Below are 25,721 nucleotides of genomic sequence, written 5' to 3' on the forward strand. Positions count from 1 at the left end.
TGAGTCTTCTCCTATCTCCGTCGAATAAAATGCGCCCAAACTTCTCCATCAGGGCCACACACTCGATTCGTGTAGCCATAGGGATAAAGTAACTTACGCCCCTCAGTATTCGAGTAACCTGTCAAAGCATCACCCCAAGGATCATTCACAATGAATCCATCGGGTGTGTACCCAATGACAGTCACAATATGACCGTAGGACGTGAACATTCCACATAAGACAACGGGGCGACCATTGATCAATTCTTCCCTAATGTCTCGGAATGTCCATCTCGTACTAAAGATCCCGTCATATCCATAGGCATTAATCAAATTCGTCAGCGTATTGTGATTGATCTGCGACCCTTGTCCGTCTTTGTTAAAGCACCATTGCAAAAGCTCATCTTCTAGCTGGCTCCCCCAGCGCGCACGAGTTCCCAGATAGTACATGCACATCGCGATCGAGGTGACATTACAAGTAGACCAATAGAAACGCGGATTGTCTCGCTGTGAAAAGTACGGCACATTTAACTCTACTGATCCAGGGATCGGGTTAAACGATCGATTACCGCGACTCATTCGCACAAAGTCTGGAAACAGATAGCCTGTATTGCCAAATCCTGGAAGCTCCTCATTCAGCGAAACTTTGATGTGCCCACCCTCGATCATGTAGCTCGAGACACTGTAGAACTGATTCGCATTGAAGGTCGCTCTCTCATCGGGTTGAAGTTGTGACGACTCGACAGGACGTTTCTTGATGATGGTATCGCGCAAGGCTGTCACTGTCAGAGAACTCGAATCATAAGGAATTTCCTTTCCGTTGCGTTTGATCTGAGCATATTGCCAGAAGATAAACCCTCGATTGCCAAACCCTGGAATCGGATCTTTCAACGTCACTCTGAAATGTCCCTGCGTAAACGCATAGCCTATGATTTGGAACACTTGACCTTCTAGCACCTGGGTTCTCTGATTCGCAGCTAACGCCGACGAATCAGCCGCAGAAGTTTTTAAGAAGGTTGTTTGACGAATTAAAAGCTGCGCAGCCAAGGGAATATCTGGGACATCATCGAGCGAAAATCTGAAAATCTGCGATCCCTTGCTCAGTTGGACATGATCTTCATAGAAATAACCGAAATTGCCGATCGGTGCGATCGCACTGGCTAGATCTAACTTCAAATGTCCATCAATAAATCCATAGCGATTGACCGTGTAAGTCTGTCCCGCTTTGACTAAAATTTTCTGCTGATTGTTCAACCGGGACGAATCATCGGTCGAGACTTTGAAAAACGTATCTCGAAGCACTTTCACAGTCAAAGCTTGTCCAACCGTCAGCGGATCGCGACTAACGGTAATGTAAAACACTCGATTTTCAACCAGTTTATTATTACCATCGAAACCTTTTAGCCTCAACCAGCGTGCGCCTGGTGTTGAAAATCCCCTCGGCATCGAAACTTGCCAAGTTCCATTATTCAGCGTCACGCCTAAATTGAATTTATCCTCTGCCATGACGGTGATACGCCGGATGCGCCGGGCATCATAACTGCCTTTAAGCACAACAGGTTTATTCACTAAAACTTCTTGTGGTCCGGCATAAGTTGGAGGTGCACTGCCGCCCCCGGATGTAAGCGATTCTGTCGCGATCGTGCTGTCAGTCATGTGGATATCCCTGAATTAGTTCCGACCAGTTCGCCTCTTAATATACTCATGCTTTTTGAAAGCGAAAAAAATCTGACCATCGATAAATCTTTCGATCGTCAGATTCTTCTTAAAATTGGTGGAATGAGGGAATAGGAGCATGGGGAGCAAGCACTTCACTCCCCACTCTCCCTAAGCCCCTATCGCCTGCAAAATATCCGTCGCATGCGTATCCGTCTGAATCGTCGTAAACACCTGAGCAATCTTGCCATCTGACCCAATCACGTAAGTCACGCGCTTCGAGTAGCCGCCGCCATCGACATCATACGCCTTGGTAATTGCCCCATCGGTATCTGCCAATAAAGGGAACGGCAAGCTGAATTTCTCTGTAAAGCGCTGGTGAGAGACTTCATCGTCCATGCTCACTCCAAACACGGGAATCCCCTTGCTGGTGTACTGTGCGTAATTATCGCGGAAACTGCACGCTTCTTTGGTGCAGCCTGGGGTATCGTCTTTCGGATAGAAATACATCACAACCGTTTGACCCGCATAATCTGAGAGTTTCACGGTATTGCCGTTCGTATCTTTGACAGTGAAATCGGGGGCGGTATCGCCTACATTTAACGGCATGAGTCTGACTCCTGAACAAAATTAATTTGCTTCACAAATTGTAATCTCTTTAGTTCTGCGATTTAATTTGAATTGAAGATCGCTCTCAGAGGCAGTGTATTTTGAGAGAAAACCAAAAAATCGCAATTATGAAAAAGCTCCTCCATTCTTTTTTGAGAGGGTTGCTGCTAGCAATGGTTTTATTCACCTCGCTATCTGCGGCTCCTGCCTACGCTACCAGTTTGTATGAAGTGCCGCCAGTCTCTGAGGAGACACGAGTGGTCGATTTAGGGGACATTATTAGCCGTTTTAATGAAGGCAAGCTGACGGATACCCTGAATGATCTGGCAGATAAAACAGGTCAAGAAGTCCATTTTGTGACGATTCGCCGCCTCGATTATGACGAGACGATCGAGAGTTTTACGACCAAGCTGTTCCAACAGTGGTTTCCTACGCCTGAAGCGGGTGCAACTCAGACGATCGTGGTTTTAGACAGTTTGACGAATAATTCTGCGATCGCAACCGGCGAAGAGGTAAAAGCCTTGATGTCGGATGAAGTTGCGAAAAGCGTGGCTCAGGAAACAATGCAGGCTCCTCTGCAAAAGGGCGATCGCTATAATCAGGCATTTTTGGATGTGAGCGATCGTTTAGTGGCAGTGTTATCTGGTGAGCCTGATCCAGGTCCTCCAGAAATCGTAGATAACGTGAAGACAGAAGGCACGTTTGCATCGCGCGAAGAAACAGCGCAAAGTAATGCGGTTCCCTGGGTGATTGGATTGTTGATTGCAGCAACGATTATTCCGATGGCGACCTATTACTGGTATGTGCGGTAGGAGAGTGGGGAGTAGGGAGTGGGGAGATTAGGAAAAACAAGGGACATAATTGTGGTTCTTATTTCCCTAGCAGTTCATACCCATTCCCAACGTTCATTACAGACGCTCAAGGGTCTTCTAGGCGAGTAAAACAGACTACCGTTTGATTTTGGATGGAATTCAGACCGTATAGAAATTCCCGTCTGAGTTGATTTTCTCTTTTACAATGCAGCCTTTATGGGATTTACTTACGATCGAACCATTCATTTCTCCGAAACTGATGCAGCCGGAGTCGTCTACTTTGCGAATGTGTTGACGCTTTGCCATGAGGCTTACGAGGCATCATTAGCTGCCAGCGGGATTTCAGTGCGATCGTTCTTTTCTGGGCAAGACATTGCCGTGCCGATTGTTCATGCTGAAGTCGATTTTTTTAGTCCGATGTTTTGTGGGGATCTCATTACGATTGAATTAACTCCTCACCTGCTAAAACCGAGTGAATTTGAGATCCGATATCAGTTGATGCAGGATTCAAAGTCGGTTGGGAATGCTTTGACGCGGCACGTTTGTATTGCGACCAAGACGAGAACCCGAATCGAACTTTCGGAACAATTGCAGTGTTGGGTCGATCGCTTTCGGTAAGAGCCTCCGAAAAACGTCTACAATCGGAAACGCTTAGCCACACTCTTCACAGACATGGAACAAGAAGTTATTACCCTCCTTTCGAGTCGCGAAATTGAGAAAATGCGTCGGGCTGGGAAGCTTGCAGCGCAGTTATTACACCATTTAGAGCCGTTTGTTAAGCCTGGGGTGAGTACCCTCGAACTCAATGACGAGGCAGAACGATGGACACAGGCACATGGCGCAAAAAGTGCGCCCCTGGGATATAACGGATTTCCAAAATCGATTTGCACGAGTGTGAACGAAGTCGTTTGTCATGGGATTCCCAATGCCAAGCAGATTTTGAAGGACGGCGACATTATTAATATCGATGTCACGCTGATTGTGGATGGGTATCACGGAGACACGTCGAAAATGTATTTCGTGGGTGAACCTTCTCCTTTGGCGCGTCGGTTGGTTGAAGTCACCGACAAGTGCCGCCAGTTAGGCATGGATGAAGTGAAACCTGGGGCAAGAATTGGCGACATTGGAGCGGCGATTCAAGAGTATGCAGAATCGCAAGGATTCTCAGTTGTGCAAGATTTTGTCGGGCACGGTATTAGCCATATTTTCCATACCGCACCGCAGATTCCTCACTATGGGAAGCGGGGAACTGGGAAAAAGTTAAGACCGGGAATGGTGTTTACGATCGAGCCGATGATCAATGAGGGCACTTGGGAAGTTGAGGTGATGTCCGACAAGTGGACAGCTTTGACGAAGGATCGCAAGCTGTCAGCGCAATGTGAACATACGATCGCCGTTACTAGCACAGGCTACGAAATTTTGACGCAGGCTTAGGTGATTCTTCCCGCGAGAATGGAAAGGGTTGGGAATGTCACAGTAAGCGACCAACCTTTCCAAGCAGAGGTAGAGCAATCACCTTACGCTGCCATAGCCGTACCATGAGCAACACATTCAAGCCGAAATAGCCTGAAGTCATAAAACTAGCAGTCAGCAGCAACGGTAGGGGAATCGAGTCTGCATTGATGGCACTGGCTCCGAGCAAACCATAGAGCAGCAGCCAGCCCATCGCCATTTTGATCACAAATCGACTCAAGGCGCGTTCTTGCCGACTTCCGGCGTGACGATAAAGCGTCCAAACTGCTGGAAAAAATCCAAAAATCGGAACAAGGTAGAAAAATAGCCGCACGTGCCGAATTGCATCCGGTTCAATCTCGTCAAGTTGGAGATCATCAAATTCTTTCATCGGTTAAATCACAGGGAAGGAAGATGTACCACGAATCAAAACGCGATAATAATAACTAGAGACTGCCCAAAATCGTCTCGTGATTTAACTGTTGTTCATTGATGCATCATGCTTCATCGCAATAAGCTGTGGATTTGGTGGGATGCGTTGTCCCCCGTGTCAAAAGCGATCGCATTCGCGTCGTTTGCTCCCTTACTCGTTCTCAATGCCTGGGCAATTTCCTCGATTTTTGGATATTTCCATTCGCTGTTAGCGATCATTGTGGGTGCGTCTTTGCTGACGTTTTTACTGAACTATCCCGTCAGTTATATGCAGCAGCATGGAACTACACGAGGACGAGCGGCAATTATCGTCTTTCTGTTTACGATCTCGGTCTTACTCGCGATCGGCGTCACGCTTGTTCCGCTCGCCCTACAACAAGCGCAACAGTTAGTGACCCGGTTGCCTGACTGGATCGACTCCGGTCAGCGACAATTGATTCTGCTCAACGATCAGATCGAAAAAGCTGGATTTCCAATTAGCTTGGACGTTTTAGCCGATCAAATTACTGCACCCCTAAAAAATCAACTCCAACGATTGGCGGGTGACATTTTAGGACTGGCAGTGATTACGGTGACGAGCCTTCTAGATTTACTGCTGACGTTGGTGCTGACGTTTTATTTACTTCAACACAGCGATCGACTTTGGCAAAGTTTGGTGGAATGGCTGCCGCATCAGATTCGCGATCCGTTTAGCGATACCTTACGGCTGAGTTTTCAGAATTTCTTTTTTAGCCAGTTGATTTCTTCGACGTCGATGGGCTTTGTGTTGACAGTCATCTTTCTGACGTTGCGTGTTCCATTCGGATTGCTGTTTGGATTGTCCATTGGAACAATGGCACTGATTCCATTTGGTGGATCGGTAGGAATTGCGATCGTGTCACTCCTAGTCGCGCTGCGCGATATTGGCTTAGGCGTTGAAGTGTTGATTGCATCTTTAATTGTGCAGCAGATTATTGAAAATCTGATTATGCCAAGAATTTTGGGTAGCTTTACAGGCTTAAATCCGGTCTGGGTGTTTATTTCGATCCTGATGGGCGCACGCGTCGGAGGACTGCTAGGAGTGGTTGTCGCTGTCCCCATTGCAGTCGTGATTAAAAGCATTTTGGTCTCTTTGCGATCGCCGCATTCGGCAATTATTATGTCGAGTGATATCCAACTCGCAGAAATTCCTGCAGGTCAGACCTCTGAGCCTTGAAGTCGAACCGACTTGAGGTCAGAACAAAGGCACAGATCGAGGATTTGTGCCTCAAGCGCTCGCAAAATGAAGACGGCGATCGGACAGGAGCAACGCCTCCATTTCAATCGCTGAAATGGGTGGGCTGTACAGAAAGCCTTGAATCGCATCACAGCCCCGTTTACGGAAAAATGCGAGCTGTTCCTTGTCTTCAATGCCTTCAGCGACGATATGCAGCTTTAAGCCTTTTGCCATGCTGATAATGGCATCGGAAATTGCGATCGCACCGGCGCTGACGCGAATCTGTTTGACGAAACTGCGATCGATCTTTAAAGCATCGATCGGCAGTTGATACAGATGATTCAACGACGAATATCCTGTACCAAAATCATCGATCGAAATCTCAATTCCGAGCTTTTTCAACGCTTTTAACGTCAAGATTGTTGCTTCGACATCGTGCATCACGCAGCTCTCGGTCAACTCCAACGTCAATAGCTTCGGATCAAGTCCCGTCTCTGCCAAAATTGCTTCAACTCTCTGCGGTAAATTCGGCTGCTGAAACTGCCGCATCGACAGATTCACAGAGACACGCAACGGCTGCATACACAGAATTTGCCAACGCTTCGCATGCTGACATGCTGTTGTCAAAATCCACTCGCCCAACGGCACAATTAACCCCAACTCTTCCGCGATCGGAATAAATTTGGCAGGAGAAACAACCCCCCGCACCGGATTGTGCCACCGCACCAGCGATTCCATGCCGACAACTCGCCCCGTTTGCAGATCGACTTGCGGCTGATAATGAACCTGGAACTCTGCCCGTTCGATCGCTTTGGTCAAATCCATCTCGATTAAGCGCCGCTCGACCTCTAACGCATCCAACTCGGCATCATAGAGGCGATAGCGATTCAGCCCAGGCTGCTGACACCAATGCTGCGCGGTTTCAGCCTGCGTCAGTAGATCCTGCGGTGTCCCCTGCGGCTGATCCGTCCAAGTCATGCCGACATTGGCGTGAAATCGAATCTCATGTCCATCAATCATGCAGGGCAGTGTCACGCGATCGAGCAACAGTTGAGCAAACTCACCTAGCTCCTCTTGTGCCACATCTTTCAGGACAATCCCAAACTGGTCTCCATTCAGTCGAGCTAAAAATCCATTCGCCTGTACGACTTTACTCAGCCGATTTGCGACCATCTGCAACACAATATCGCCCGCAATATGCCCGAACCCAGAATTAATCAAGTGAAATCGCTGCAAATTTAAGCAAAGAATTGCAATTCCCCGTGAAGACGGAAACTGCGCAAATGAAGCCATTAAATGATGCAAGTGCTGATATAACAATCCACGGGTCGGTAGATGCGTCAGTGGATCTAACATCGCTCCCCGCCGAATTGCCGCTGTCGCCTGCTGTTGCTGCTCTGTGTAGCGTTCGATGAGAACAGCCTGTTTCTTTAATCGGGATGAAATTGCTCCCAGCAATTCACTGACCGAGCAAGGCTTGATGAGATAATCATCTGCGCCTGAATTCATACCTTGCCGCACATCACTTTTATCACTCTTGGCGGTGAGAAAAATCACGGGCATCGTCGCAGTTTGGACATTTGAGCGAAGCTCTTCAAGCACGCCATAGCCATCTAACTCCGGCATACAGACATCACAAAGCACTAAATCGGGATGGTAAGCACGAGCTTTTTGTACCCCGATTCGACCATTTTCTGCTTCGATCGCTCGAAATCCCTCGAACTCTAAAATCTCTAGCAGATTGTTCCGAATCAACTCATCGTCTTCAATTATCAAAATGGTCTTCATGGGTCAGAGCAGCCTAGCGAATCATCAAAGGGCAAGGAAAGTCCATCGCAGCGACTTTCTTAAAAAGAAATTAAAAGAAGAGATTAAAATGGTAGGCAATCATACAATTGAGTACTGAACCGTTCCACAAGAATTGAATGAAAGGCAATACCTACTGAGTACAGAGCTGTTAATCTAATCTATTCTGTAATCTCCAAGAGGATATAGTTGACACCATTGCTCCACCTGATATACGGCAGTCCTGATCGATACTGTATTCACGCTTTTTGCATCCTGTAACATAGAACTTATTTACGCCGAAATTCAGGAAGGTTGTCACTCTTTTGTCTCTTTCTATAGCAGAATTAAAGCGCAAATTTGACTTTTGCTCAGAAATATTTCCGATTCTGCACATCTAGTTCATCGCTGGGTTGCTGATGAAACCACTGAAATAGAGCTTGCTAGAGACTACTGGATTAGTTTGCCCCTGAAATCCATAATTGGCTACTAAAGATCACAACTTAAGCAACCAATTTAATCTTCAGATGATCCTGTATGGTCATAGAACTCAGTCAAGTCCTTAGAAATTGCCAATCGAGCCTTTAATCCCTTTTAAAACACACAATTCGTGATTTTCTCTGAGACAGCGATTGATTGCGAGAATATCTTGAAGTTTAGAGATTTAAATGCGAAATTCTACGGATTCGTTACGAATTTCAACTGAGACCGGATTTACCGCAGAATCACGCTGTAAAATGTCGCAATCTCTCACTCTTGAGACAAGAGTCGCATCAGTTTCACAAATTAGCTGCGAGTTTAAGCCATCAACTCCTCCGAAGTCTTACGGATAAACTGCTGCAATTAAAATCAGTTAGCGTATAATGCTGAGTCTAATCAATCGCAAATTGATCTCAAAGCGTCAAGTTGACTCAACAGTTACGCTAATAGGACTCACTTGATGGTTTCTGTCTCTATGTCACAGTTGTTCTCCATGTCACACTCTCAGCCCCCTCGACCTCCCGTGAAGCGAAAACGAGGAATTATCCTCAGCACCCGAGGCTGGCAGCGCCTTCAAGCTGCTGAGCAGAGATCCGTCACTCAAGATAATTTTGGCAAGTCTTACACTCTGCAAGACCTGAGTGAACGCACTGCGCTGAGTCCGAATACACTAGCACGGGTTCGCAGCCGCAAAGTGGCAGTCGATCAACAAACTTTAGAAAACTATTTTCGGGCGTTTGACTTGTTGCTCACGCCGGATGACTACACGGATTCGGAAACTGCAACGCTCAGTAACCGCCAGCATATTCTACTGAGTGGACAGCTTCCCGTCGATTCGCCATTTTACGTCTATCGTCCGCCGATCGAGAATATTTGCTACGAGTCTTTGCTCAAACCTGGAGCACTGGTTCGGATTCGCGCCCCGCGGCAGATGGGGAAGACTTCTCTAACGGCAAGAACACTGACTCAATTGAGAGAGCAACAGCAGTTTCTCACCACGATTACGAGTTTACAGTTGGCAGATGCGTCGGTTTTCCAGGACTTGAAGCGGTTTTTGCAGTGGTTTTGTGCGATCGTCACGCAGAATTTGGGACTGCCGAATCAGCTCGATCGCTACTGGGATGATCTGTTTGGGAACAGCTACAACTGCACGAACTATTTTGAAAGTTACGTGCTAGCAGAAATTAATGCCCCGATCGTGCTGGCTCTCGATGAAGTAGATGCGGTGTTTGACCATCCAGAAATTGCCACCGATTTCTTTGGGATGTTACGGGCTTGGTATGAAAAATCGCGCTACGGCGATGCGAAAAGCGAGCTTTGGCAGAAACTGCGATTAGTACTGGTGCATTCGACCGAAGTTTATGTGCCGCTCAACTTGAATCAATCTCCATTCAATGCCGGTTTAGCGATCGAACTTCCAACCTTAACGCTTGAAAATGTGATTGATTTAGCTCAACGCTATGGAATCGAGCAGGCAGAAGAAACCGCCGCAGCGCTCTTAAACCTGACTGGGGGCAATCCTTATCTGGTACAAGTCGGACTGCATCATCTCAGTACTCAGGTTGTCAGCCTTAACGAACTGCTCGAATCTGCTGCGACGAGCGATGGCGTTTATGCCAATCATCTGCGCAATTTACTGTGGGATTTACAAAAGTATCCAGAGTTAATGTCAGCCTTTAAGCGCATCGTTTTGGCAGATAGTGCGGTTGAATTGGAGCCGATTCTGGCATTTAAATTGCAGAGTAAGGGATTGGTCAAGATCAAAGACCCGATGATCCAGCCCAGTTGCCAACTGTATCGGACGTACTTTCAGCAAGCACTCACGACAACGTGACTCTTCAACTTCTCAATTTGCGCTATCAAGTCGGGGGCAGTTTGCCTCCAGATTCAGCCTGCTATGTGCAACGGCAAGCCGACCAAGACTTATATGAAGCGCTCTTAGCAGGAGAGTTCTGCTATGTGTTCAATTCTCGACAGATGGGCAAATCGAGTCTGCGGGTGCGATCAATGCAGCGACTGCGAGAAGCAGGGGTCGCGTGCTGTACGGTTGACATGACCGGAATCGGAGTGCAGCAGGTGAGTGCTGAACAGTGGTATGCCTCGATCGCGGCTTCGATTGTCAGCAGTTTTAATTTGCAGATTCAGTTTGGTCAGTGGTGGCGCGATCGAGCACATCTCACATTTGTCAATCGGCTGGAACTCTTGTTTGAAGAGGTGTTACTGAAGCAAGTACAGCAGAACATTGTGATTTTTATTGATGAGATCGACAGTGTGCTGGCACTGAAGTTTCCGGCAGATGATTTTTTTGCCTTGATTCGGGCGTGCTATGACCAGCGATCGGAAAAGCCCGCTTTTAATCGCTTAAGTTTTGCGCTCTTAGGAGTGACGACCCCCGCAGATTTGATCAGTAATAAACAACGTACACCGTTTAATATTGGGCGCGCGATCGAGTTAAGTGGGTTTCAATTTGCAGAAGCAACGCCATTGCTGGATGGACTGAGCCGGGTTGCAAAAAATCCAGAATCCGTGTTGCGACATATTCTGAACTGGACGGGGGGACAGCCTTTTCTGACTCAAAAGCTGTGCGATTTAGTCGTCCGAGAGGTCACAGACCACGATCCATTTGCGATCGAAGTGGCTCAGCCGATCCACATTTCAGAACTCACGTTAGAGCATTTGTTTCATCTGCGCGTGATCGAGAATTGGGAAGCGCAGGATCGCCCTGAGCATTTAAGAACGATTCGCGATCGCCTCTTGAGCAACGAAGATCAAACCGGGCGATTGCTTGAGCTATATCAGCAAATCTTACAGTCTCCAAAAATCCCCCACACGGAAGACTATCCCCTGTTTCAGCAGCGGCATCAAGGCATTGCGATCGATCATCGTTCTGAGCAAATTGCCCTCACGCTGTCTGGATTAGTAGAAAAAGTAGATGGATATTTACGCATCAAAAATCCAATTTACGAGGCAGTCTTTAATTCAAACTGGATCGACCGTCAGTTCGCCAAACTGCGTCCTTATTCAGAAGCTTTGAATCAGTGGAAGCAATCCATGTATCTTGATACATCGCGGTTGTTGCATGGACAAGCCTTGATTGATGCCAAAGAATGGTCAACCGGAAAGCGTTTAAGTGATGAAGATTATCGTTTTCTGACCGCGAGCCAAGCCTTTCAGGAAGAACGGTTGCGGCGCAGTCTCGAAGTCGATCGCGCTCAAGAGATCGCTGCCCGTCTACAGCTCGAACACCGTAACACACGACTCCAGCGACGACTGCTCGCACTCCTGAGCGCTGGACTTTTGACTTCATTGATGCTCGGAACGGTTGCTTTTTTGCAATATCGCAGAGCCTCGCGCAACGAAGTGAATACCCTGACCAGTAACGCCGAACTGCTCTATATGATGGGCAAAGGGTTAGATGCAATGGTCGTCGCATTGCGGGCGCGTGAGAAAGTCAACGCTCTGAACTTACAGGATCAAACTACCCTCAGAGAAGTCGATCGCGTGTTGCGACAAGCCGTTTATACAGCCGCAGAGTCGAACCGATTTTCTGCTCATACGGGCAGCGTTCGCTGTGTCGCTTTTAGTCCCGATGGAGATTTTTTTGCGACCTGTTCTGAGGATCAAACGATCCGACTTTGGCATACCGATGGTGCGCCAGTGGCAACCTTAAAAGGACATAGAGGCGGCATTATAGCGGCGACGTTTAGCCCTGATGGCAAGCTGATTGCAACGGGGAGCGCAGACAATGCCGTGCGATTATGGAGCCATGATGGGTGGCAAGTCGATCGATTGCTCGGGCATCATGGCAGTGTGCAAAGCGTCGCTTTTAGTCCAGATAGTTCAGTGTTAGCGACAGCAAGTGCCGATCATACGGTTAAACTCTGGACACGATCTGGAGCCTTGATTCGCACGCTGATGGGGCATCAGAGTGGCGTGAATGCGGTTGCGTTCAGCCAAGATGGAGAAAGGCTTGTCACGGCGAGTAATGACCAAACGATTAAACTTTGGACAAGAGACGGGGTATTACTGAAAACTCTGACTGGACATCGCGATCCAGTGCTGAGCATTGCGTTTAGTCCAGAGGGTGAAGAATTCGCCTCTGTTAGCCTCGACGATACGATGCGAATCTGGACACGAGACGGAAAATTGATTCGCACCATTCAGACGCAGAGTGATGGGTTGACGAGTTTGGCTTGGAGTCCAGATGGGCAAACGATCGCGACGGTCGGATTTGATAAAGCTCTGAAATTGTGGCGGCGCGATGGCATTTTGCTCAGAACATTACGGGGACATGAGCAGACGATTTGGAGTGTGGCATTCCGCCCGAATGGAGATTCGATCCTGACAGGGAGTGCCGATAAAACGGCTCGGCTTTGGCGAATTGCCAATGGATTGCTGACTCGGTTAGAGGGGCATACCAGCGATGTGAATCAAGTTGAATTTAGCCCCGATGGGCAGCAACTTGTGACGGCGAGTAAGGATCGATCGATTAAACTTTGGTCACCGGGGGGCAGTTTGATCCGAGAGTTGGTGCGGAATTTTGCCTGGAAATATGATGCGAAATTTAGTCCGAATGGAGAAGAGGTGCTATCGGCTGGTTTAAGCGGCTCCTTGCAGCGTTGGCGCTTGGATCGCACAGTGAGCGCGCCGCTTTTAACACCGTCGGCAGAGGGGATTCAGAGTATTGCTTATAGTCCAAAAGGGGATTTGATCGCGGCAGGGGGACAGGATAAGCACCTGCGAATTTGGCAGAAGAATGGCAAGTTGGTGCGATCGTTGAAGGCTCACGAAGCTCCGATTCAAAAGGTGGCATTTAGTCGCGATCAGCAGATGGTTGCCACAGCGGGTGCTGAGGGAACGGTCAAGTTGTGGCAAGTCAAGAGTGGAAGATTGCGATCGACCTTAGTCGGGCATGAGGGGGATATTAGCGCGATCGCGTTTTCGGATTCGCTGATTGCGACAGGAAGTAGCGATCGCACCATTAAGCTGTGGCGATTTGATGGAACGTTGATTCGGACTTTAGAAGGGCATCAGGATAATGTGCTCGGTCTTGCTTTCAATCCCGATGGCAAGATTATTGCTTCTGCCAGTCTGGATAAAACCGTGCGGCTTTGGAAGGTAGAGGGTGCTCTAATTGCGACATTAAGCGCTCATACTGAGGGGGTTCGGAGTGTTGCGTTTCATCCGGATGGCGGCTTGTTAGCGTCTGCAAGTAACGATAATACGGTGATTTTGTGGAATCTCAATCAAGTGTTACAGACTGATCCTGAGATTGCGGCTTGTCGCTGGGTACAAGAGTATTTGGCAACGAACTCTGCACTTTCGGAAAGTGATCGATCGCTGTGTTGGACGATCGAGCCGAACAAATCTAGGTTCTAGCATCCTCTAGTTCATTCCATTGAGGTCATGGGAATCAGCAGAACCAGACTTGAGATCAATGGCATCCTACAGCTTACTGTTCCAATCCCCCACTCCTCAATTTGCTAAGCGTAGTCCAGAATACTATCCAAAACATAAAACAATTGAACAATAGCAGCATCAATTACTAGGCAATTTTCCTATGAGTCTTCTTGGTGAATCACAGGTTGCCGATCGCACTCAGGCAAGCCAGGACTATCCGCTTGCTGCTGTTCCCATGAGCGATCGTAAACCTCTCTGGTCGCTAGCACCCTTGTTAATGGGATTCGCCCTCACTTCAACGACTTTGCTGGCGGGAGGAACATTAGGATCTTCTCTGCGCTTTGCAGACATGATCTGGGTCATGCTGATTGGGAATGCAGTACTGGGTGCATATTGTGCTGCATTGGCATATATTGCATCAAAAAGTGGTCTGAGTACCGTCTTAATGGCGAGATTTAGCTTTGGAGCAATTGGGTCACGGTGGGTCGATTTCATCCTCGGCTTTACTCAAATTGGTTGGTATGCAGTGACGAATGCCTTTATTGCACAGGCATTACTCAAACTCCTGAACTTACCTCCGACTTGGGAATGGCTAGGGATTATCTTTTTTACCTATGCCTTCTGTATCACAGCGTATATGGGCTATACGGCAATGGATTGGCTGAGCCGCTTAGCAGTGCCAGCGATGTTGATGCTGATTGCGCTCAGTTTGACTCTGGGATTCCGGGATGCAGGTGATTTATTTGCGCTAGCTCCCACAAAGTCGCTCGGGATGAATGAAGCGATCGCAATTGTGATCGCCACGTTTATCTCAGGTGGAACCCAAGCAACAAACTGGAGCCGATTCGCAGATTCAACGAAGAATGCAGTTTGGAGTACATGGGCTGCATTTTTCTTTATCAATGGACTCCTCATCTTTACAGGCGCATTCTGCACCTTAGTCTATGGCACAAACGACTTAATTGAAGCGATGGCAAAACAAGGGCTACTGCTTGGGGGCTTAGTCTTGCTGATTCTGAATGTTTGGACAACGCAAGACAACACGATTTATGCCTTCTCGATTGCTGGAAGTAACTTTTTTCGCACCTCAAAGCGCACGGCGTTTGTTCTCGGTGGCTCAACTCTTGCTTTAGCCCTAGCATTAGGGGGTATCTACGGAAAAATAATTCCATTTCTGCTCTTTCTGGGAACCGTCATTCCTCCGGTGGGCGGCATTATCATGGCAGACTACTGGTTGTGTCGAGGTAGCAGATTTCCGTCGCTCGATACTCAACTGCCAGCTTTTAACTGGGCAGGCATCATTGCTTACATCGTTGCATCTGCGATCGCATACTTCTCAGGTTTAGCCGGAGTGGGCGTTGCACCGATCAATGGTGTGATTTCAGCAGCAATTCTTTATGTGATTCTGAGCCGTATTCTTCCGAACTCGATGCATGTATAACCTGAGTGAATTCCAAAGTCGAAAACTTTTTCAGAAAACGCAATAAATTATTGATAAAGTTTGCTGTAGACTTTGGACTTCACGTAGGACTAGACGAGATGGCGGCTCATGGTCTTGAATTGGAAGCTCGTGTGCAAGCTTTCAAGCAACAGATTCAAGAATTTCAGCACTATTTAGATACAGTTTCCAACGCAAATCAGCCGTTGATTGAGCGATCGCTGACCAAGATTTTGACGCAGTTGGATACATTGGTTGAGCCGAATCCTGTCGCGCTAGACATCTCGCGAACCATTGAAGAACAATGGTCAACCCTGAGTACTTGTCTGCCTTTTGGCATCTTTAGCACGGATGCGCAAGGACGATGTACCTACATCAATCCCCGTTGCCAAGAAATGATCGGCTACATGCTAGAAGAAAAGCTAGGAGAAGGCTGGTGCGATTTTCTGCATCCTGAAGATTGCGATCGCGTTCTCTTGGCTTGGACAGAGGCAATTTCCAAGGGCATTCCCTACACAAATCAGTTTAGAGTGATCACGCCACAAAAAGAAACGTGTTGGCTCTCGGTTCGCACCACCCCCACTTTTTCAGATGCCGGAACCGTACAGGGACATCTTGGAACGATCGAAGATATTACTGCACAAAAATTAGCAGAAGAACAAATCAAACTCTCTCTACGAGAGAAAGAAGCGCTACTCAAAGAAATTCATCATCGGGTCAAAAATAATCTTCAAATTATCTCCAGCTTGATTTACTTGCAGGCACAGCGCATCGAAGATCCAGAAGTACGACAAATCTTTGAAGATAGCCAAAGTCGAATTAGCTCAATGGCGTTAGTGCATGATAGTTTGTATCGGTCTCAAGATTTTGCGCGAGTTAATCTTTCTGAATATGTGCAAACCCTGACATCGAGCCTATTTAATGCTTACCGGACGCAGCCTGAAGAAATTCATCTCATCGTTCAAGTCGATCCTGATGTGATCGTCAGCTTAGAAAAAGCGATTCCTTGCGGTTTAATTCTGAATGAACTGATGACGAATGCCTTAAAGCATGGGTTTAATGGTGAGGAAACCGGAGAGGTGGCGGTCAAACTCGAAACCCATTCTTCTCAAGTTTTTCTAATGGTAGAAAATAGCGGAAATAATCTACCTGAAAGTTTCCAACTGCAAAAAATTCGTTCAATGGGTCTGCGACTTGTGAATGCTCTTGTCAATCAAATTAATGGACAACTTAGCGTTGAAAATGCTCAGAAAACCCGATTTAAAGTAGAATTTAATGCGGCTTAAATATTTGCTGAAATAAATGCGCCACAGCCTACAATGATGGGAATTTAGTGAGCGAGTGGAACATTGAAAGCAGCAAGAATTCTCGTTGTGGAAGATGAAAGCGTAGTGGCTTGGCATGTGCAAGAAGCGTTGCAGAGCTTGGGTCATGAAGTCATTGCGATCGCTACAACTGCTCGCCAAGCGATCGATATTGCCAGATCCCATCACCCAGATCTGGTGTTAATGGACATCTGTTTACAAGGAAAAAATGATGGGGTATACGCTGCCGAAGAACTCTATCTGAAACTGAATGTTCCTGTTGTCTTTCTGACCGCACATTCTGATGAACAGACGCTCGGATATGCGATGAAGACTTCTCCTTTTGGATATCTCGTCAAGCCCTTCAAAGACGCAGATCTACATTTAGCGATTCAGGTTGCTTTACAGCGGTATCGCTTGGAAGCGGCAATCAAAGCAACTCAGCGCTGGTATGCTACAACTTTAGTCAGTATCGGAGATGCAACGATTGCGACCGATGTCGATGGATTTATCACCTTTATGAATCCTGCGGCGGAATTTTTTACAGGATGGACACAAGAACAAGCCCTGGGGGAATTTGCAGGTCGTGTTTTAAACTTAGTGCATGAAGAGACAGGTGAAGCGATCGACAATCCGATTTTGGCAGCGCTGTGTCGGGGTGATACGATCACCTTACCGAGTCGTGCTGCTTTACGATCGCGAGATGGAACGGAACGACCCGTTGGCGATAGTGCCTCCCCGATTCGGGATCGAGATGGAGCGATTATCGGTGGCGTTATGGTGTTTCAAGATATGAGCGATCGTCGCCAACGCGAATCGAAACTTGATGCCCAGCGGCAGATTTTAGAAGCAACCCAGAGTTTGCTGACACAGCAGTTAAAATCTCGCACGGAGCAACTGCATTTCTCGATCGCGGCAGATCGATTGCGACGGCATCTTCTGGAGCAGTGTCGCACAGAGCGCAGCGATTTTCTGCAATGGATGCTGCAAGAAGTGGTTACCATTCTCAAAGCCGAGCGAGGTTGGATCGCGTTCTACGATTCTGCCGCAACTGTGGCAACGATCATTGGCGAATTTAATCTGCAAGAGACCGATGTGCGCTCACGGCTGCAAGAGACGATCGAGATTGCAGAATTTCCTGCGTTTTACTTGCAACTGTTCAGACAGCAATGCTGGATTTGCCCACCGCTTGAAGTGATTCCTCCAATTTATGCCACTGCGAATCCTTTGATCGTCTGCCCGATTCAAGGTAAACCAACTGCGATCGGCGAGATTGGACTCGTTTTACCCGAAGGAACTTTGTGGACAGATTACAAAGCTGATTTGATCGGAGAGATTGTTACTCAAGTTGTCCAAGCGTATCAAACCGAACAGCAAACTCGAACCGCCCAAGCAAAAGTGCGGGAATTAGAGCATTTAAAAACGCTGCAAGATGACTTTATCGAGGCGCTTTCTCACGAGTTGCGCACTCCTTTGACGAATATGCGGATGGCGATCGAGTTGATGCAGCGCATGGTCGAACAAGGGCAAAATCTAGAAAATCCCAATCCTCAGCATCAGCGACTCGAACAGTACTTGAAAATTCTCCAGCAAGAATGGCATGAAAGTTATAATCTCGTGACCGATTTGCTGGTGTTTCAAACTGCATCTGCTACGAACAATACTCTGCCGATGAGTGAGATTCATTTGCAAAATTGGCTCGCGATCGTGCTCGATCGGTTTGCCAGCCAAACGGGAATTGCCGTGCAGCTTGTTCCCGCTTCAGAAATGCTTCCGAATATTTGGGTTCACTTACCGACGTTGGAGAAAATCTTGTCGCAGATGTTGGCGCACTTACATCATGCCAATCCTGCATTAGTGATCCAACTGCAGACTTCCGCAACTGAAACCGCACTGCATCTGTCGGCAAGCTGCCAAGCCGAGGAGGGTGTCTCTCAACGCCAGCAGAATGTTTCGAGTTTGCGGTTGGCGTTGCTGAGAAGATTCGCGATCGAGCTAAATGCCAAAATCGAGTTAGACCAGCAATTCGGAAGTACAACTTTGACCTTGAGCTTACCCATTCGCGCCGAATAAAGCCTTAAAATCCTCAGATTGGTTTAATTTGTGCCCTATGACTTTTTTGGCTCCTTGGATTTGGCGATCGCTGCCCCTGAACGAACGCACAGGCTCAGAAGTCTTTGCCGCTGGTTTTCTGAATCACGAAATTGCGACACTGCTCGAAAGTCCTTATCCTGCCTCCTCGGATTATCCGCAGCTAGGACGATTTTCGATTTGTGCAGGTGCGCCTCGCCAAGTTTGGACTCCGAGCATTGGTGAAATTCTGCCGTTTCTCAGCGATCTGATTCAACAACAATCCAATTCAGCCGAACCTGAGCATTTGCCGTTTACTGGGGGTTGGCTCGGCTGGCTTGGGTACGACTTAGCTTGGGAAATTGAAAAGCTACCGCATTTAAAAGATGACAAATTGCCGTTTCCAGTCGCGTTTTGGTACGAGCCAGACTGCTTTGCTGTGCTAGATCATGAGCAACAAACCCTTTGGCTTGCAGCAAGGAGTGAAGCTCAGTTAGATCAGCTTGAACAATCCACTCAACAAGCTAATCAATCTAATCGGGGTAAGACTCCGCAAACGGGTGCTGCATTTCAGACTGAGTTTTGTATGAGTCAGACGGAGTACGAAGCGATCGTCCTCAAAGCAAAACAGCACATTCAAGCAGGCGATATCTTTCAGGCAAATTTGTCTTTGCGATTTGAGGCAAAAACAACAGCAGAGAGTTGGAGCATTTATCGCGCGCTGCAATCGATTAATCCCTCGCCGTTCTCAAGCTATTGGAAAACTCCTTGGGGGGATGTGATTAGTTGTTCTCCGGAGCGATTAGTAAAGTTGAGCGATCGCATTGCAGAAACTCGCCCGATCGCTGGAACTCGTCCAAGAGGGCTGAGCATTGAACAAGATCATCAATTTGAGCAAGACCTGTTAGACAACACGAAAGAACGTGCCGAACATATTATGCTCGTTGACCTGGAGCGTAATGATTTAGGTCGCGTGTGTGAGTGGGGTACGGTAGAGGTAGATGAGCTACTCGTGATTGAGCGATACAGCCATGTGATGCACTTAGTTAGTAATGTCGTAGGCACAGTGCGATCGCAGTTTACACCGATTGATGTGATCCGCGCTTTGTTTCCAGGTGGAACGATTACGGGATGCCCGAAAGTGCGCTGTATGGAGATCGTAGAAGCATTAGAACCTGTGCGGCGTAGTTTGTTTTATGGATCTTGTGGGTTTCTCGATCGACGTGGAAATTTGGATTTGAATATTTTAATTCGCACGTTGTTGTATGCAAAATCGGGAGAGGTCGCAACAGTTTGGGGACAAGTTGGGGCGGGAATTGTTGCCGATAGTGATCCGGAGAAAGAATGGTTTGAGTCGTTGCAGAAAGCACGAGCACAGTTAGCCGCTTTGGGGCATTAAAGTGCTGATTTGCTTGGGCAGATTTCACGTTAAATTCGACCATACAGACTCGTCATCGATCGTAGCTTCTCCGCCAGTTCATCTGTTAGCAATTCAGAACTGCGATATCGCCAGCGCCAATTTCCAGCGTTTTGACTCGGATCGTTCATCCTGGCACTTCCATCTAACCCAAGCACATCTTGCAAAGCGACGATCGCCCAATTTGCGACCGAAGCTAATGCCATCCGATTCAATGTCCAGTGAATTTCTTCGATTGGGTAACCCACATAAGCCGCTAACCTATCTTTCTCCGACTGAGATATGGTATTCCACCATCCGCTCGCCGTATCGTTATCGTGCGTTCCAGGATAGACCACGCTATTGTGAACATAATGATGCGGTAAGTGTGTGTTACTCGCATCATCGCTGAATGCGAACATGAGAATTTTCATGCCGGGAAAATTGAAGTGATCGCGCAATTCCTCCACTTCAGGCGTAATGATCCCTAAGTCTTCAGCTAGGATCGGCAATTGTCCTAATCGCTGCCCTAAGGTTTCAAAAAAGTCCGCTCCGGGTGCTTCGATCCATTCGCCATTGATCGCAGTCTCTTCGCCTGCCGGAACTTGCCAGTAAGCTTGAAATCCCCGAAAGTGATCGACTCGCACAATATCGACATACTGTAACGTGGTTTGAAAGCGCTGAATCCACCATTCATACTGACTACTCTGGAGTTGATCCCAGTCGTAAACAGGATTGCCCCAAAGCTGCCCGGTCGCACTGAAATAATCGGGTGGCACACCTGCGATGAAAGTAGGTTCAAACGTTTCAGGATCGAGCTTAAAAATCTCTGGATGTGCCCACACATCGACGCTATTGAAGCAAACGTAAATCGAGATATCTCCAATGAGCTGAATGTTTTTCGAGTTGGTATACTCGCGCAGCTTCATCCATTGCTGAAAGAACTTGAATTGCAAAAATTGCTGAAATTGGATAGCTGGTTTTAAGGCATCTTGAGCATTTCGCATCGCTTGCAGGTCGCGTTGTGCGATCGAGCGATCCCATTGATTCCAATTCTTGCCATCATTCGCTTCTAACAATGCCATGAACAATGCAAAATCATCGAGCCACGCTGCTTGCTGCTGACAGAACTGATCAAATTCAGGAGTCGGAGCAAAGCGGTTGAATGCCAATTGCAGTAACTTTGTTTTGTACGGGATCACGCGATCGAACTCGACTTTTTCAACGCTGCCTTCGAGCGGAACTAACTCATCTGACTTCAGCAATCCTTCTTCTGCAAGCTGTTCTAAGCTAATGAGCAACGGATTTCCAGCAAACACACTGAAGTTCATCGTGTAGGGTGAATGCTCATATCCAGTCGGCGCTAAAGGCAAAATTTGCCAAAGCGACTGACCACTTTTTGCCAGAAAATCCACAAATTCGTAGGCGGATTGTCCTAAATCTCCGATGCCAAACTTGCTGGGTAAACTGGTAGGCTGAAGTACGATACCACTCGATCGCTGAAACATAAAATCATCACTGGTTCATTGATCGAAACGCTATTCGACTTTGGCGGGCTGGTCATGCTCCCACAGACAGAAATTAAAAACCTCTCTCAGGATGAAGACAGTGACCGACAAAACCGACTAGCTTTGTACGGTAAAGTTTAGGCAACTTTGACGATGATGCAGTTCTCCACACTCAATTACGATCCGCAATGGTACAAAGACGCAATCATCTACGAAGTTCCCGTCCGCGCTTTTTCCGATAGTAACAATGATGGCATTGGAGATTTTGTCGGCTTAACTGGAAAGCTAGATTATCTCCAGAGTTTAGGAGTAACTGCGCTTTGGATACTGCCCTTCTTTCCTTCGCCTCTGCGAGATGATGGGTATGACATTTCGGACTATACGAGCGTCAATCCCATTTATGGCACGATCGAGGATTTTCAAGCGTTTCTAGAAGCGGCTCATGCGCGTGGAATTCGGGTGATCATCGAACTAATTATCAACCATACGTCTGATCAACATCCCTGGTTTCAAAGGGCGCGACGTGCGCCTGTCGGTTCACCCGAACGAGATTTTTATGTATGGAGCGATACCCCAGATAAGTACCAGGAAGCTCGAATTATTTTTCAAGATTTCGAGACTTCTAACTGGACATGGGATTCCGTTGCAAATGCCTACTTCTGGCATCGCTTCTACTCTCACCAGCCTGATTTGAACTATGACAATCCGGCTGTTCAGCAAGCCGTTTTTGAGGTACTCGATTTCTGGCTGGCGATGGGCGTAGATGGCTTGCGCATGGATGCTGTACCTTACTTATACGAACGAGAAGGAACCAACTGCGAAAATCTCCCTGAAACCCATGCTTTCTTGAAAAAGCTACGCAAGCATGTGGAATCGAACTATCCTGAGTGCATGTTGCTTGCAGAAGCCAATCAGTGGGCTGAAGATGCTGCTGCCTACTATGGCGATGGCGATGAATGTCATATGAATTTTCATTTTCCATTGATGCCGCGCTTGTTTATGTCTGTGCGAATGGAAGATAGCTTTCCGATCAATGACATTCTGCAACAGACTCCGCCCATTCCTGAAAACTGTCAGTGGGGCATTTTCTTGCGGAATCATGATGAACTGACGCTGGAAATGGTGACTGATGAAGACCGAGATTATATGTATCGGGTCTATGCTCAAGACAAAGAGATGCGGGTGAATCTGGGAATTCGGCGGAGATTAGCACCATTACTCGGTAACGATCGACGACAGATCGAACTGCTCAACAGTCTCTTACTGACTTTTCCGGGTACACCTGTGCTGTACTATGGCGATGAGATTGGTATGGGGGACAATGTGTATGTGGGCGATCGCAATGGGGTGAGAACTCCAATGCAGTGGAGTGACGATCGCAATGCCGGATTCAGTCGCGCGAATCCTCATAAACTATACTTACCAATCATTGTGGATTCTGAGTACAACTATACGACGGTGAATGTTGAAGCTCAGCGATCGAATCCGAACTCTCTGCTTAGTGCAATGCGCCGCCTCATTGCAACTCGTAAACGTTTTCAGGCATTCGGACGGGGAGACTTCCAACTGTTACACCCAGAAAATCGCAAAGTTCTAGCTTTCACTCGCACGTATAAAGATGAATGTATTCTGGTTGTGGCAAATCTGTCGCGATTTGTGCAAACGGTTGAGCTAGATCTCTCTGCTTTCTCAGGTTCGATTCCAGTTGAAGTGTTTGGACGGACTGAGTTTCCAGCGGTGAAAGAGGCTCCTTACTTCTTGAGCTTAGGAGCTTACGCTTTCTACTGGTTCAGTCTAAAGCCTGTTGATTCTTCAACTCAAACAGAACTTCCCACAATTAGAAGCACCTGGGAGACATTGCTGGCTCGTTCTAGTAGCAGAGCAAAGCTAGAAAATATTCTGGTTGATCACTTTAAACAATATCGTTGGTTCAAGGCGAGAACGCAATCGGTTCAATCGGCTCAAATTATTGAAATGATTCCGATCTCCCCTGAGGTTCAACTCATTTGGCTGCAAGTAAGCTACATTCAAGAGCAACCCGAAACGTATGTGATGTTTATTGCGCATGGCGATCGCGAACTCGATGCTTCTGTGATTGCTCAGCTTGAGGAGGGTGTTTTATTTGAGGCGGTGACTGATCCAACTTTTCTGACTATCTTACTCAGTCTCTTGCGACATGGTGTGCAAGCAACGGGAGAGTTTGGACAACTGAAGTCAACGACTGTCAATCTTCCCAATTCTTTTGAAGCTTGTTTACTTAAAGGCGAGCATAACAATACTTCGATTCTCTACGGCGAATCTGTCAAAACTGGGGCAGAAGCTGAACTTCTTCTAAAAATATTCCGTCACGTTGAAGAGGGGATGAATCCGGATCTCGAAATCCGTCGATTTCTCGATTCAAAGTTCAACCATATTCCCCGAATTCTAGGCTCGATCGAGTATCAAATTCCTGGACGTGCTCCGATGACGATCGCGGTTCTTCAAGAGTTCATTGCAGGAGCGCAAAGCACTTGGGACTATACTCTCGACAGTCTTCGCACCTACTTCGAGTCGCTGAACAATCATGAAGTTCCTGAAGTTGCGACGCTAGAGGATATTCCTGATTTTATTCAAACTGCGATCGGAACTTATCTCGCGAATATTCAACTCCTAGGACAACGAACTGCTGAATTGCATCTTGCACTAGCTACTGAGTCTGAACATCCTGACTTCAAGCCAGAACCCTTTACGTCGTTGTATCAGCGATCGATTTACCAATACGCTCGCAATCTCACAGGGCGAGTCTTTTTAGCACTCAGAAACCAACTTCATCACATTGCTGATCCGTTACTAGCGCGCGATGTTTTAGAACTATACGAGCCTTGTCTAGAACAGTTTCGCGGCATTTTAGATCAGAAGATTACAGCTTTGCGGACTCGATATCATGGCGACTATCATCTGGGTCAAGCGCTCTATACGGGCAAAGACTTTGTTCTGATCGATTTCGAGGGGAATTCGTTGCGGAGCTTAAGCGATCGACGAATTAAACGTTCTCCGCTCAGAGATGCTGCGGGGATGATGCAATCGTTTCATGTTGCGGCTGAAATTGCTTTAGCCAATGAGATCAGCACGGCTGAGCATTCACCGAATCAACTCAAAAAGATGAAACAAGGGGCGCAGCATTGGAAGTATTGGGCGGGCGGAACTTTCCTCAAGTCATATTTTGAGACGGCACAGTCGGGGAAATTTTTACCTCAAAGCAGTGATGAATTAAAGCGATTGCTCAATCACTATTTACTAGAAAAAGCGATCGCATCTTTAGGTAAAGAATTAAATGAGCGATCGGACAAAATCGAAATCGCTCTCCTCCGAATCCTTGAACTGTTGAATTAATCTCAGTTCAAGTGATTTTGATACAATTAGACCAGTATCAAAAGAAAAAGGGTGTCTGCCAGAGATCGATATCACAATGCTGTAAAGGTCGCTCTCCTTAAAGAGCAGTGGACAATTACAGATGATCCACTCAGATTAAAATTTGAAGACAAGGATGAAGTTAGGATTGACTTAGGTGCGGAACAGCTTCTTGCAGCACAGAAAGGAACTCAGAAAATCGCAGTTGAGATCAAGAGCTTTTTGAGTGAGTCAGCACTTTTTGATTATCATGCGGCATTAGGGCAGTTTCTCAATTATCGATTAGTACTGGAAACGTTGGAGCCTGAGCGAGTACTTTACTTGGCAGTTCCCCTAAAAGCATATGAAGAGTTTTTTCAACGTCCTTTAGCGATCGCTTCGGTACAAAAGTATGCAGTTAAATTATTGATATATGACGTGCTGACAGAGGTGATTGTGCAATGGAGAAATTAGAACAGTATCGGCAAGCAATTCGGTCATTACTCAAAGAGTATGCCACTAATGAAAATCAAGATGATTTAGAGACTCAAGTCATTTTTGATCAAGAGCATGATCATTATCAGTTGGTAAGTTTAGGCTGGCAGGGACAGCGACGATTTTATAGCTGTCTAATGCACTTGGATATCAAGGGTGGAAAGATCTGGATTCAACGTAATCAAACCGATCGATTAATTGCTCAAGAACTCGTAGAGATGGGCGTGCCAAGAGAGGATATCGTCCTGGGGTTACAGCCTGCTTATGCTAGACCTGACACAGGTTATGGAGTCGCTTAAATCTTTTGGAGTTCGCTTCAGTCAAGAATGATTTTATACTTCA

At 47.1% G+C, this 25,721-nt stretch carries 18 protein-coding genes; 13 read left to right on the forward strand and 5 right to left on the reverse strand.

The window, feature by feature from the left end:
• Nucleotides 1-11: 11 nt before the first annotated feature.
• Together ACMUEV_RS04905 and ACMUEV_RS04910 are read right to left on the reverse strand one after the other, a co-directional pair.
• The gene (locus tag ACMUEV_RS04905; RefSeq protein ID WP_190653444.1) at nucleotides 12-1,634 is read right to left on the reverse strand and encodes a C39 family peptidase; all 1,623 of its coding nucleotides are present in this window, start codon (nucleotides 1,632-1,634) and stop codon (nucleotides 12-14) included.
• 171 nt (nucleotides 1,635-1,805) lie between these two features.
• On the reverse strand, nucleotides 1,806-2,243 hold the full coding sequence (locus ACMUEV_RS04910; protein WP_190653443.1) for a peroxiredoxin: 438 nt from the start codon (nucleotides 2,241-2,243) through the stop codon (nucleotides 1,806-1,808).
• A 173-nt stretch (nucleotides 2,244-2,416) separates the two neighbouring features.
• On the opposite strand from ACMUEV_RS04910, the gene psb32 reads away from it, so the two are divergent.
• The 3 genes from psb32 to map all read left to right on the forward strand — a co-directional run bounded on the left by psb32 (nucleotide 2,417) and on the right by map (nucleotide 4,489).
• On the forward strand, nucleotides 2,417-3,055 hold the full coding sequence (psb32, locus tag ACMUEV_RS04915) for a photosystem II repair protein Psb32 (RefSeq protein WP_263970837.1): 639 nt from the start codon (nucleotides 2,417-2,419) through the stop codon (nucleotides 3,053-3,055).
• A 216-nt stretch (nucleotides 3,056-3,271) separates the two neighbouring features.
• Complete coding sequence (locus ACMUEV_RS04920; RefSeq protein WP_190653442.1) at nucleotides 3,272-3,673, forward strand: acyl-CoA thioesterase; 402 nt, start codon at nucleotides 3,272-3,274, stop codon at nucleotides 3,671-3,673.
• A 54-nt stretch (nucleotides 3,674-3,727) separates the two neighbouring features.
• Nucleotides 3,728-4,489, forward strand: coding sequence for a type I methionyl aminopeptidase (map, locus tag ACMUEV_RS04925; RefSeq protein ID WP_190653441.1), 762 nt, complete (start codon nucleotides 3,728-3,730; stop codon nucleotides 4,487-4,489).
• Nucleotides 4,490-4,526: 37 nt separating this feature from the next.
• On the opposite strand, the gene ACMUEV_RS04930 is transcribed toward map, so the two are convergent.
• Nucleotides 4,527-4,898, reverse strand: a complete 372-nt coding sequence (locus tag ACMUEV_RS04930; protein ID WP_017290385.1) for a hypothetical protein — start codon at nucleotides 4,896-4,898, stop codon at nucleotides 4,527-4,529.
• A 108-nt stretch (nucleotides 4,899-5,006) separates the two neighbouring features.
• Between ACMUEV_RS04930 and ACMUEV_RS04935 the strand changes: the two genes are divergently transcribed.
• The gene (locus ACMUEV_RS04935) at nucleotides 5,007-6,134 is read left to right on the forward strand and encodes an AI-2E family transporter (RefSeq protein ID WP_190653440.1); all 1,128 of its coding nucleotides are present in this window, start codon (nucleotides 5,007-5,009) and stop codon (nucleotides 6,132-6,134) included.
• A gap of 51 nt (nucleotides 6,135-6,185) precedes the next feature.
• On the opposite strand, the gene ACMUEV_RS04940 is transcribed toward ACMUEV_RS04935, so the two are convergent.
• The gene (locus ACMUEV_RS04940; protein ID WP_190653439.1) at nucleotides 6,186-7,922 is read right to left on the reverse strand and encodes an EAL domain-containing response regulator; all 1,737 of its coding nucleotides are present in this window, start codon (nucleotides 7,920-7,922) and stop codon (nucleotides 6,186-6,188) included.
• Nucleotides 7,923-8,859: 937 nt separating this feature from the next.
• On the opposite strand from ACMUEV_RS04940, the gene ACMUEV_RS04945 reads away from it, so the two are divergent.
• The 6 genes from ACMUEV_RS04945 to ACMUEV_RS04970 all read left to right on the forward strand — a co-directional run bounded on the left by ACMUEV_RS04945 (nucleotide 8,860) and on the right by ACMUEV_RS04970 (nucleotide 20,010).
• Nucleotides 8,860-10,233: an AAA-like domain-containing protein gene (locus tag ACMUEV_RS04945; RefSeq protein ID WP_199329726.1), complete on the forward strand. Its 1,374-nt coding sequence runs from the start codon at nucleotides 8,860-8,862 to the stop codon at nucleotides 10,231-10,233.
• A complete protein-coding gene (locus tag ACMUEV_RS04950; RefSeq protein WP_190653438.1) occupies nucleotides 10,230-13,778 on the forward strand; it encodes an AAA-like domain-containing protein in 3,549 nt (1,182 codons plus the stop codon). Before ACMUEV_RS04945 ends, ACMUEV_RS04950 begins: the two co-directional genes overlap by 4 nt.
• A 181-nt stretch (nucleotides 13,779-13,959) precedes the next feature.
• The gene (gene codB / locus ACMUEV_RS04955; protein ID WP_190653437.1) at nucleotides 13,960-15,240 is read left to right on the forward strand and encodes a cytosine permease; all 1,281 of its coding nucleotides are present in this window, start codon (nucleotides 13,960-13,962) and stop codon (nucleotides 15,238-15,240) included.
• A 98-nt stretch (nucleotides 15,241-15,338) separates the two neighbouring features.
• On the forward strand, nucleotides 15,339-16,523 hold the full coding sequence (locus tag ACMUEV_RS04960) for a sensor histidine kinase (RefSeq protein ID WP_190653436.1): 1,185 nt from the start codon (nucleotides 15,339-15,341) through the stop codon (nucleotides 16,521-16,523).
• 63 nt (nucleotides 16,524-16,586) lie between these two features.
• Nucleotides 16,587-18,614, forward strand: coding sequence for a response regulator (locus ACMUEV_RS04965; protein WP_190653435.1), 2,028 nt, complete (start codon nucleotides 16,587-16,589; stop codon nucleotides 18,612-18,614).
• A gap of 37 nt (nucleotides 18,615-18,651) precedes the next feature.
• On the forward strand, nucleotides 18,652-20,010 hold the full coding sequence (locus ACMUEV_RS04970) for an anthranilate synthase component I (RefSeq protein ID WP_190653434.1): 1,359 nt from the start codon (nucleotides 18,652-18,654) through the stop codon (nucleotides 20,008-20,010).
• A gap of 29 nt (nucleotides 20,011-20,039) precedes the next feature.
• Here ACMUEV_RS04970 and malQ read toward each other — a convergent pair whose 3' ends face one another.
• The gene (gene malQ / locus ACMUEV_RS04975) at nucleotides 20,040-21,515 is read right to left on the reverse strand and encodes a 4-alpha-glucanotransferase (protein WP_190653433.1); all 1,476 of its coding nucleotides are present in this window, start codon (nucleotides 21,513-21,515) and stop codon (nucleotides 20,040-20,042) included.
• A 153-nt stretch (nucleotides 21,516-21,668) separates the two neighbouring features.
• On the opposite strand from malQ, the gene treS reads away from it, so the two are divergent.
• From treS to ACMUEV_RS04990, 3 genes are read left to right on the forward strand one after another with little or no spacing between them, the layout of a single operon-like run.
• A complete protein-coding gene (gene treS / locus ACMUEV_RS04980) occupies nucleotides 21,669-24,887 on the forward strand; it encodes a maltose alpha-D-glucosyltransferase (RefSeq protein ID WP_190653432.1) in 3,219 nt (1,072 codons plus the stop codon).
• Between the two features lie 51 nt (nucleotides 24,888-24,938).
• Nucleotides 24,939-25,358: a XisH family protein gene (locus tag ACMUEV_RS04985; RefSeq protein ID WP_017290369.1), complete on the forward strand. Its 420-nt coding sequence runs from the start codon at nucleotides 24,939-24,941 to the stop codon at nucleotides 25,356-25,358.
• Entirely contained in the window at nucleotides 25,346-25,678 is a 333-nt protein-coding gene (locus ACMUEV_RS04990; protein WP_017290368.1) for a XisI protein, read from the forward strand. The genes ACMUEV_RS04985 and ACMUEV_RS04990 overlap by 13 nt, the downstream gene beginning before the upstream one ends.
• Nucleotides 25,679-25,721 lie beyond the last annotated feature (43 nt).

The organism is Leptolyngbya sp. FACHB-1624 (genome assembly GCF_047649235.1).
Classification (GTDB): domain Bacteria; phylum Cyanobacteriota; class Cyanobacteriia; order Leptolyngbyales; family Leptolyngbyaceae; genus Leptolyngbya; species Leptolyngbya boryana.

Bases quoted from the DNA above. Each gene is read 5' to 3' on its own strand.
- ACMUEV_RS04905 (WP_190653444.1), bottom strand. From the start codon at position 1,634: ATGACTGACAGCACGATCGCGACAGAATCGCTTACATCCGGGGGCGGC.
- ACMUEV_RS04910 (WP_190653443.1), bottom strand. From the start codon at position 2,243: ATGCCGTTAAATGTAGGCGATACCGCCCCCGATTTCACTGTCAAAGAT.
- psb32 (WP_263970837.1), top strand. From the start codon at position 2,417: ATGGTTTTATTCACCTCGCTATCTGCGGCTCCTGCCTACGCTACCAGT.
- ACMUEV_RS04920 (WP_190653442.1), top strand. From the start codon at position 3,272: ATGGGATTTACTTACGATCGAACCATTCATTTCTCCGAAACTGATGCA.
- map (WP_190653441.1), top strand. From the start codon at position 3,728: ATGGAACAAGAAGTTATTACCCTCCTTTCGAGTCGCGAAATTGAGAAA.
- ACMUEV_RS04930 (WP_017290385.1), bottom strand. From the start codon at position 4,898: ATGAAAGAATTTGATGATCTCCAACTTGACGAGATTGAACCGGATGCA.
- ACMUEV_RS04935 (WP_190653440.1), top strand. From the start codon at position 5,007: ATGCTTCATCGCAATAAGCTGTGGATTTGGTGGGATGCGTTGTCCCCC.
- ACMUEV_RS04940 (WP_190653439.1), bottom strand. From the start codon at position 7,922: ATGAAGACCATTTTGATAATTGAAGACGATGAGTTGATTCGGAACAAT.
- ACMUEV_RS04945 (WP_199329726.1), top strand. From the start codon at position 8,860: ATGGTTTCTGTCTCTATGTCACAGTTGTTCTCCATGTCACACTCTCAG.
- codB (WP_190653437.1), top strand. From the start codon at position 13,960: ATGAGTCTTCTTGGTGAATCACAGGTTGCCGATCGCACTCAGGCAAGC.
- ACMUEV_RS04960 (WP_190653436.1), top strand. From the start codon at position 15,339: ATGGCGGCTCATGGTCTTGAATTGGAAGCTCGTGTGCAAGCTTTCAAG.
- ACMUEV_RS04970 (WP_190653434.1), top strand. From the start codon at position 18,652: ATGACTTTTTTGGCTCCTTGGATTTGGCGATCGCTGCCCCTGAACGAA.
- malQ (WP_190653433.1), bottom strand. From the start codon at position 21,515: ATGTTTCAGCGATCGAGTGGTATCGTACTTCAGCCTACCAGTTTACCC.
- treS (WP_190653432.1), top strand. From the start codon at position 21,669: ATGATGCAGTTCTCCACACTCAATTACGATCCGCAATGGTACAAAGAC.
- ACMUEV_RS04990 (WP_017290368.1), top strand. From the start codon at position 25,346: ATGGAGAAATTAGAACAGTATCGGCAAGCAATTCGGTCATTACTCAAA.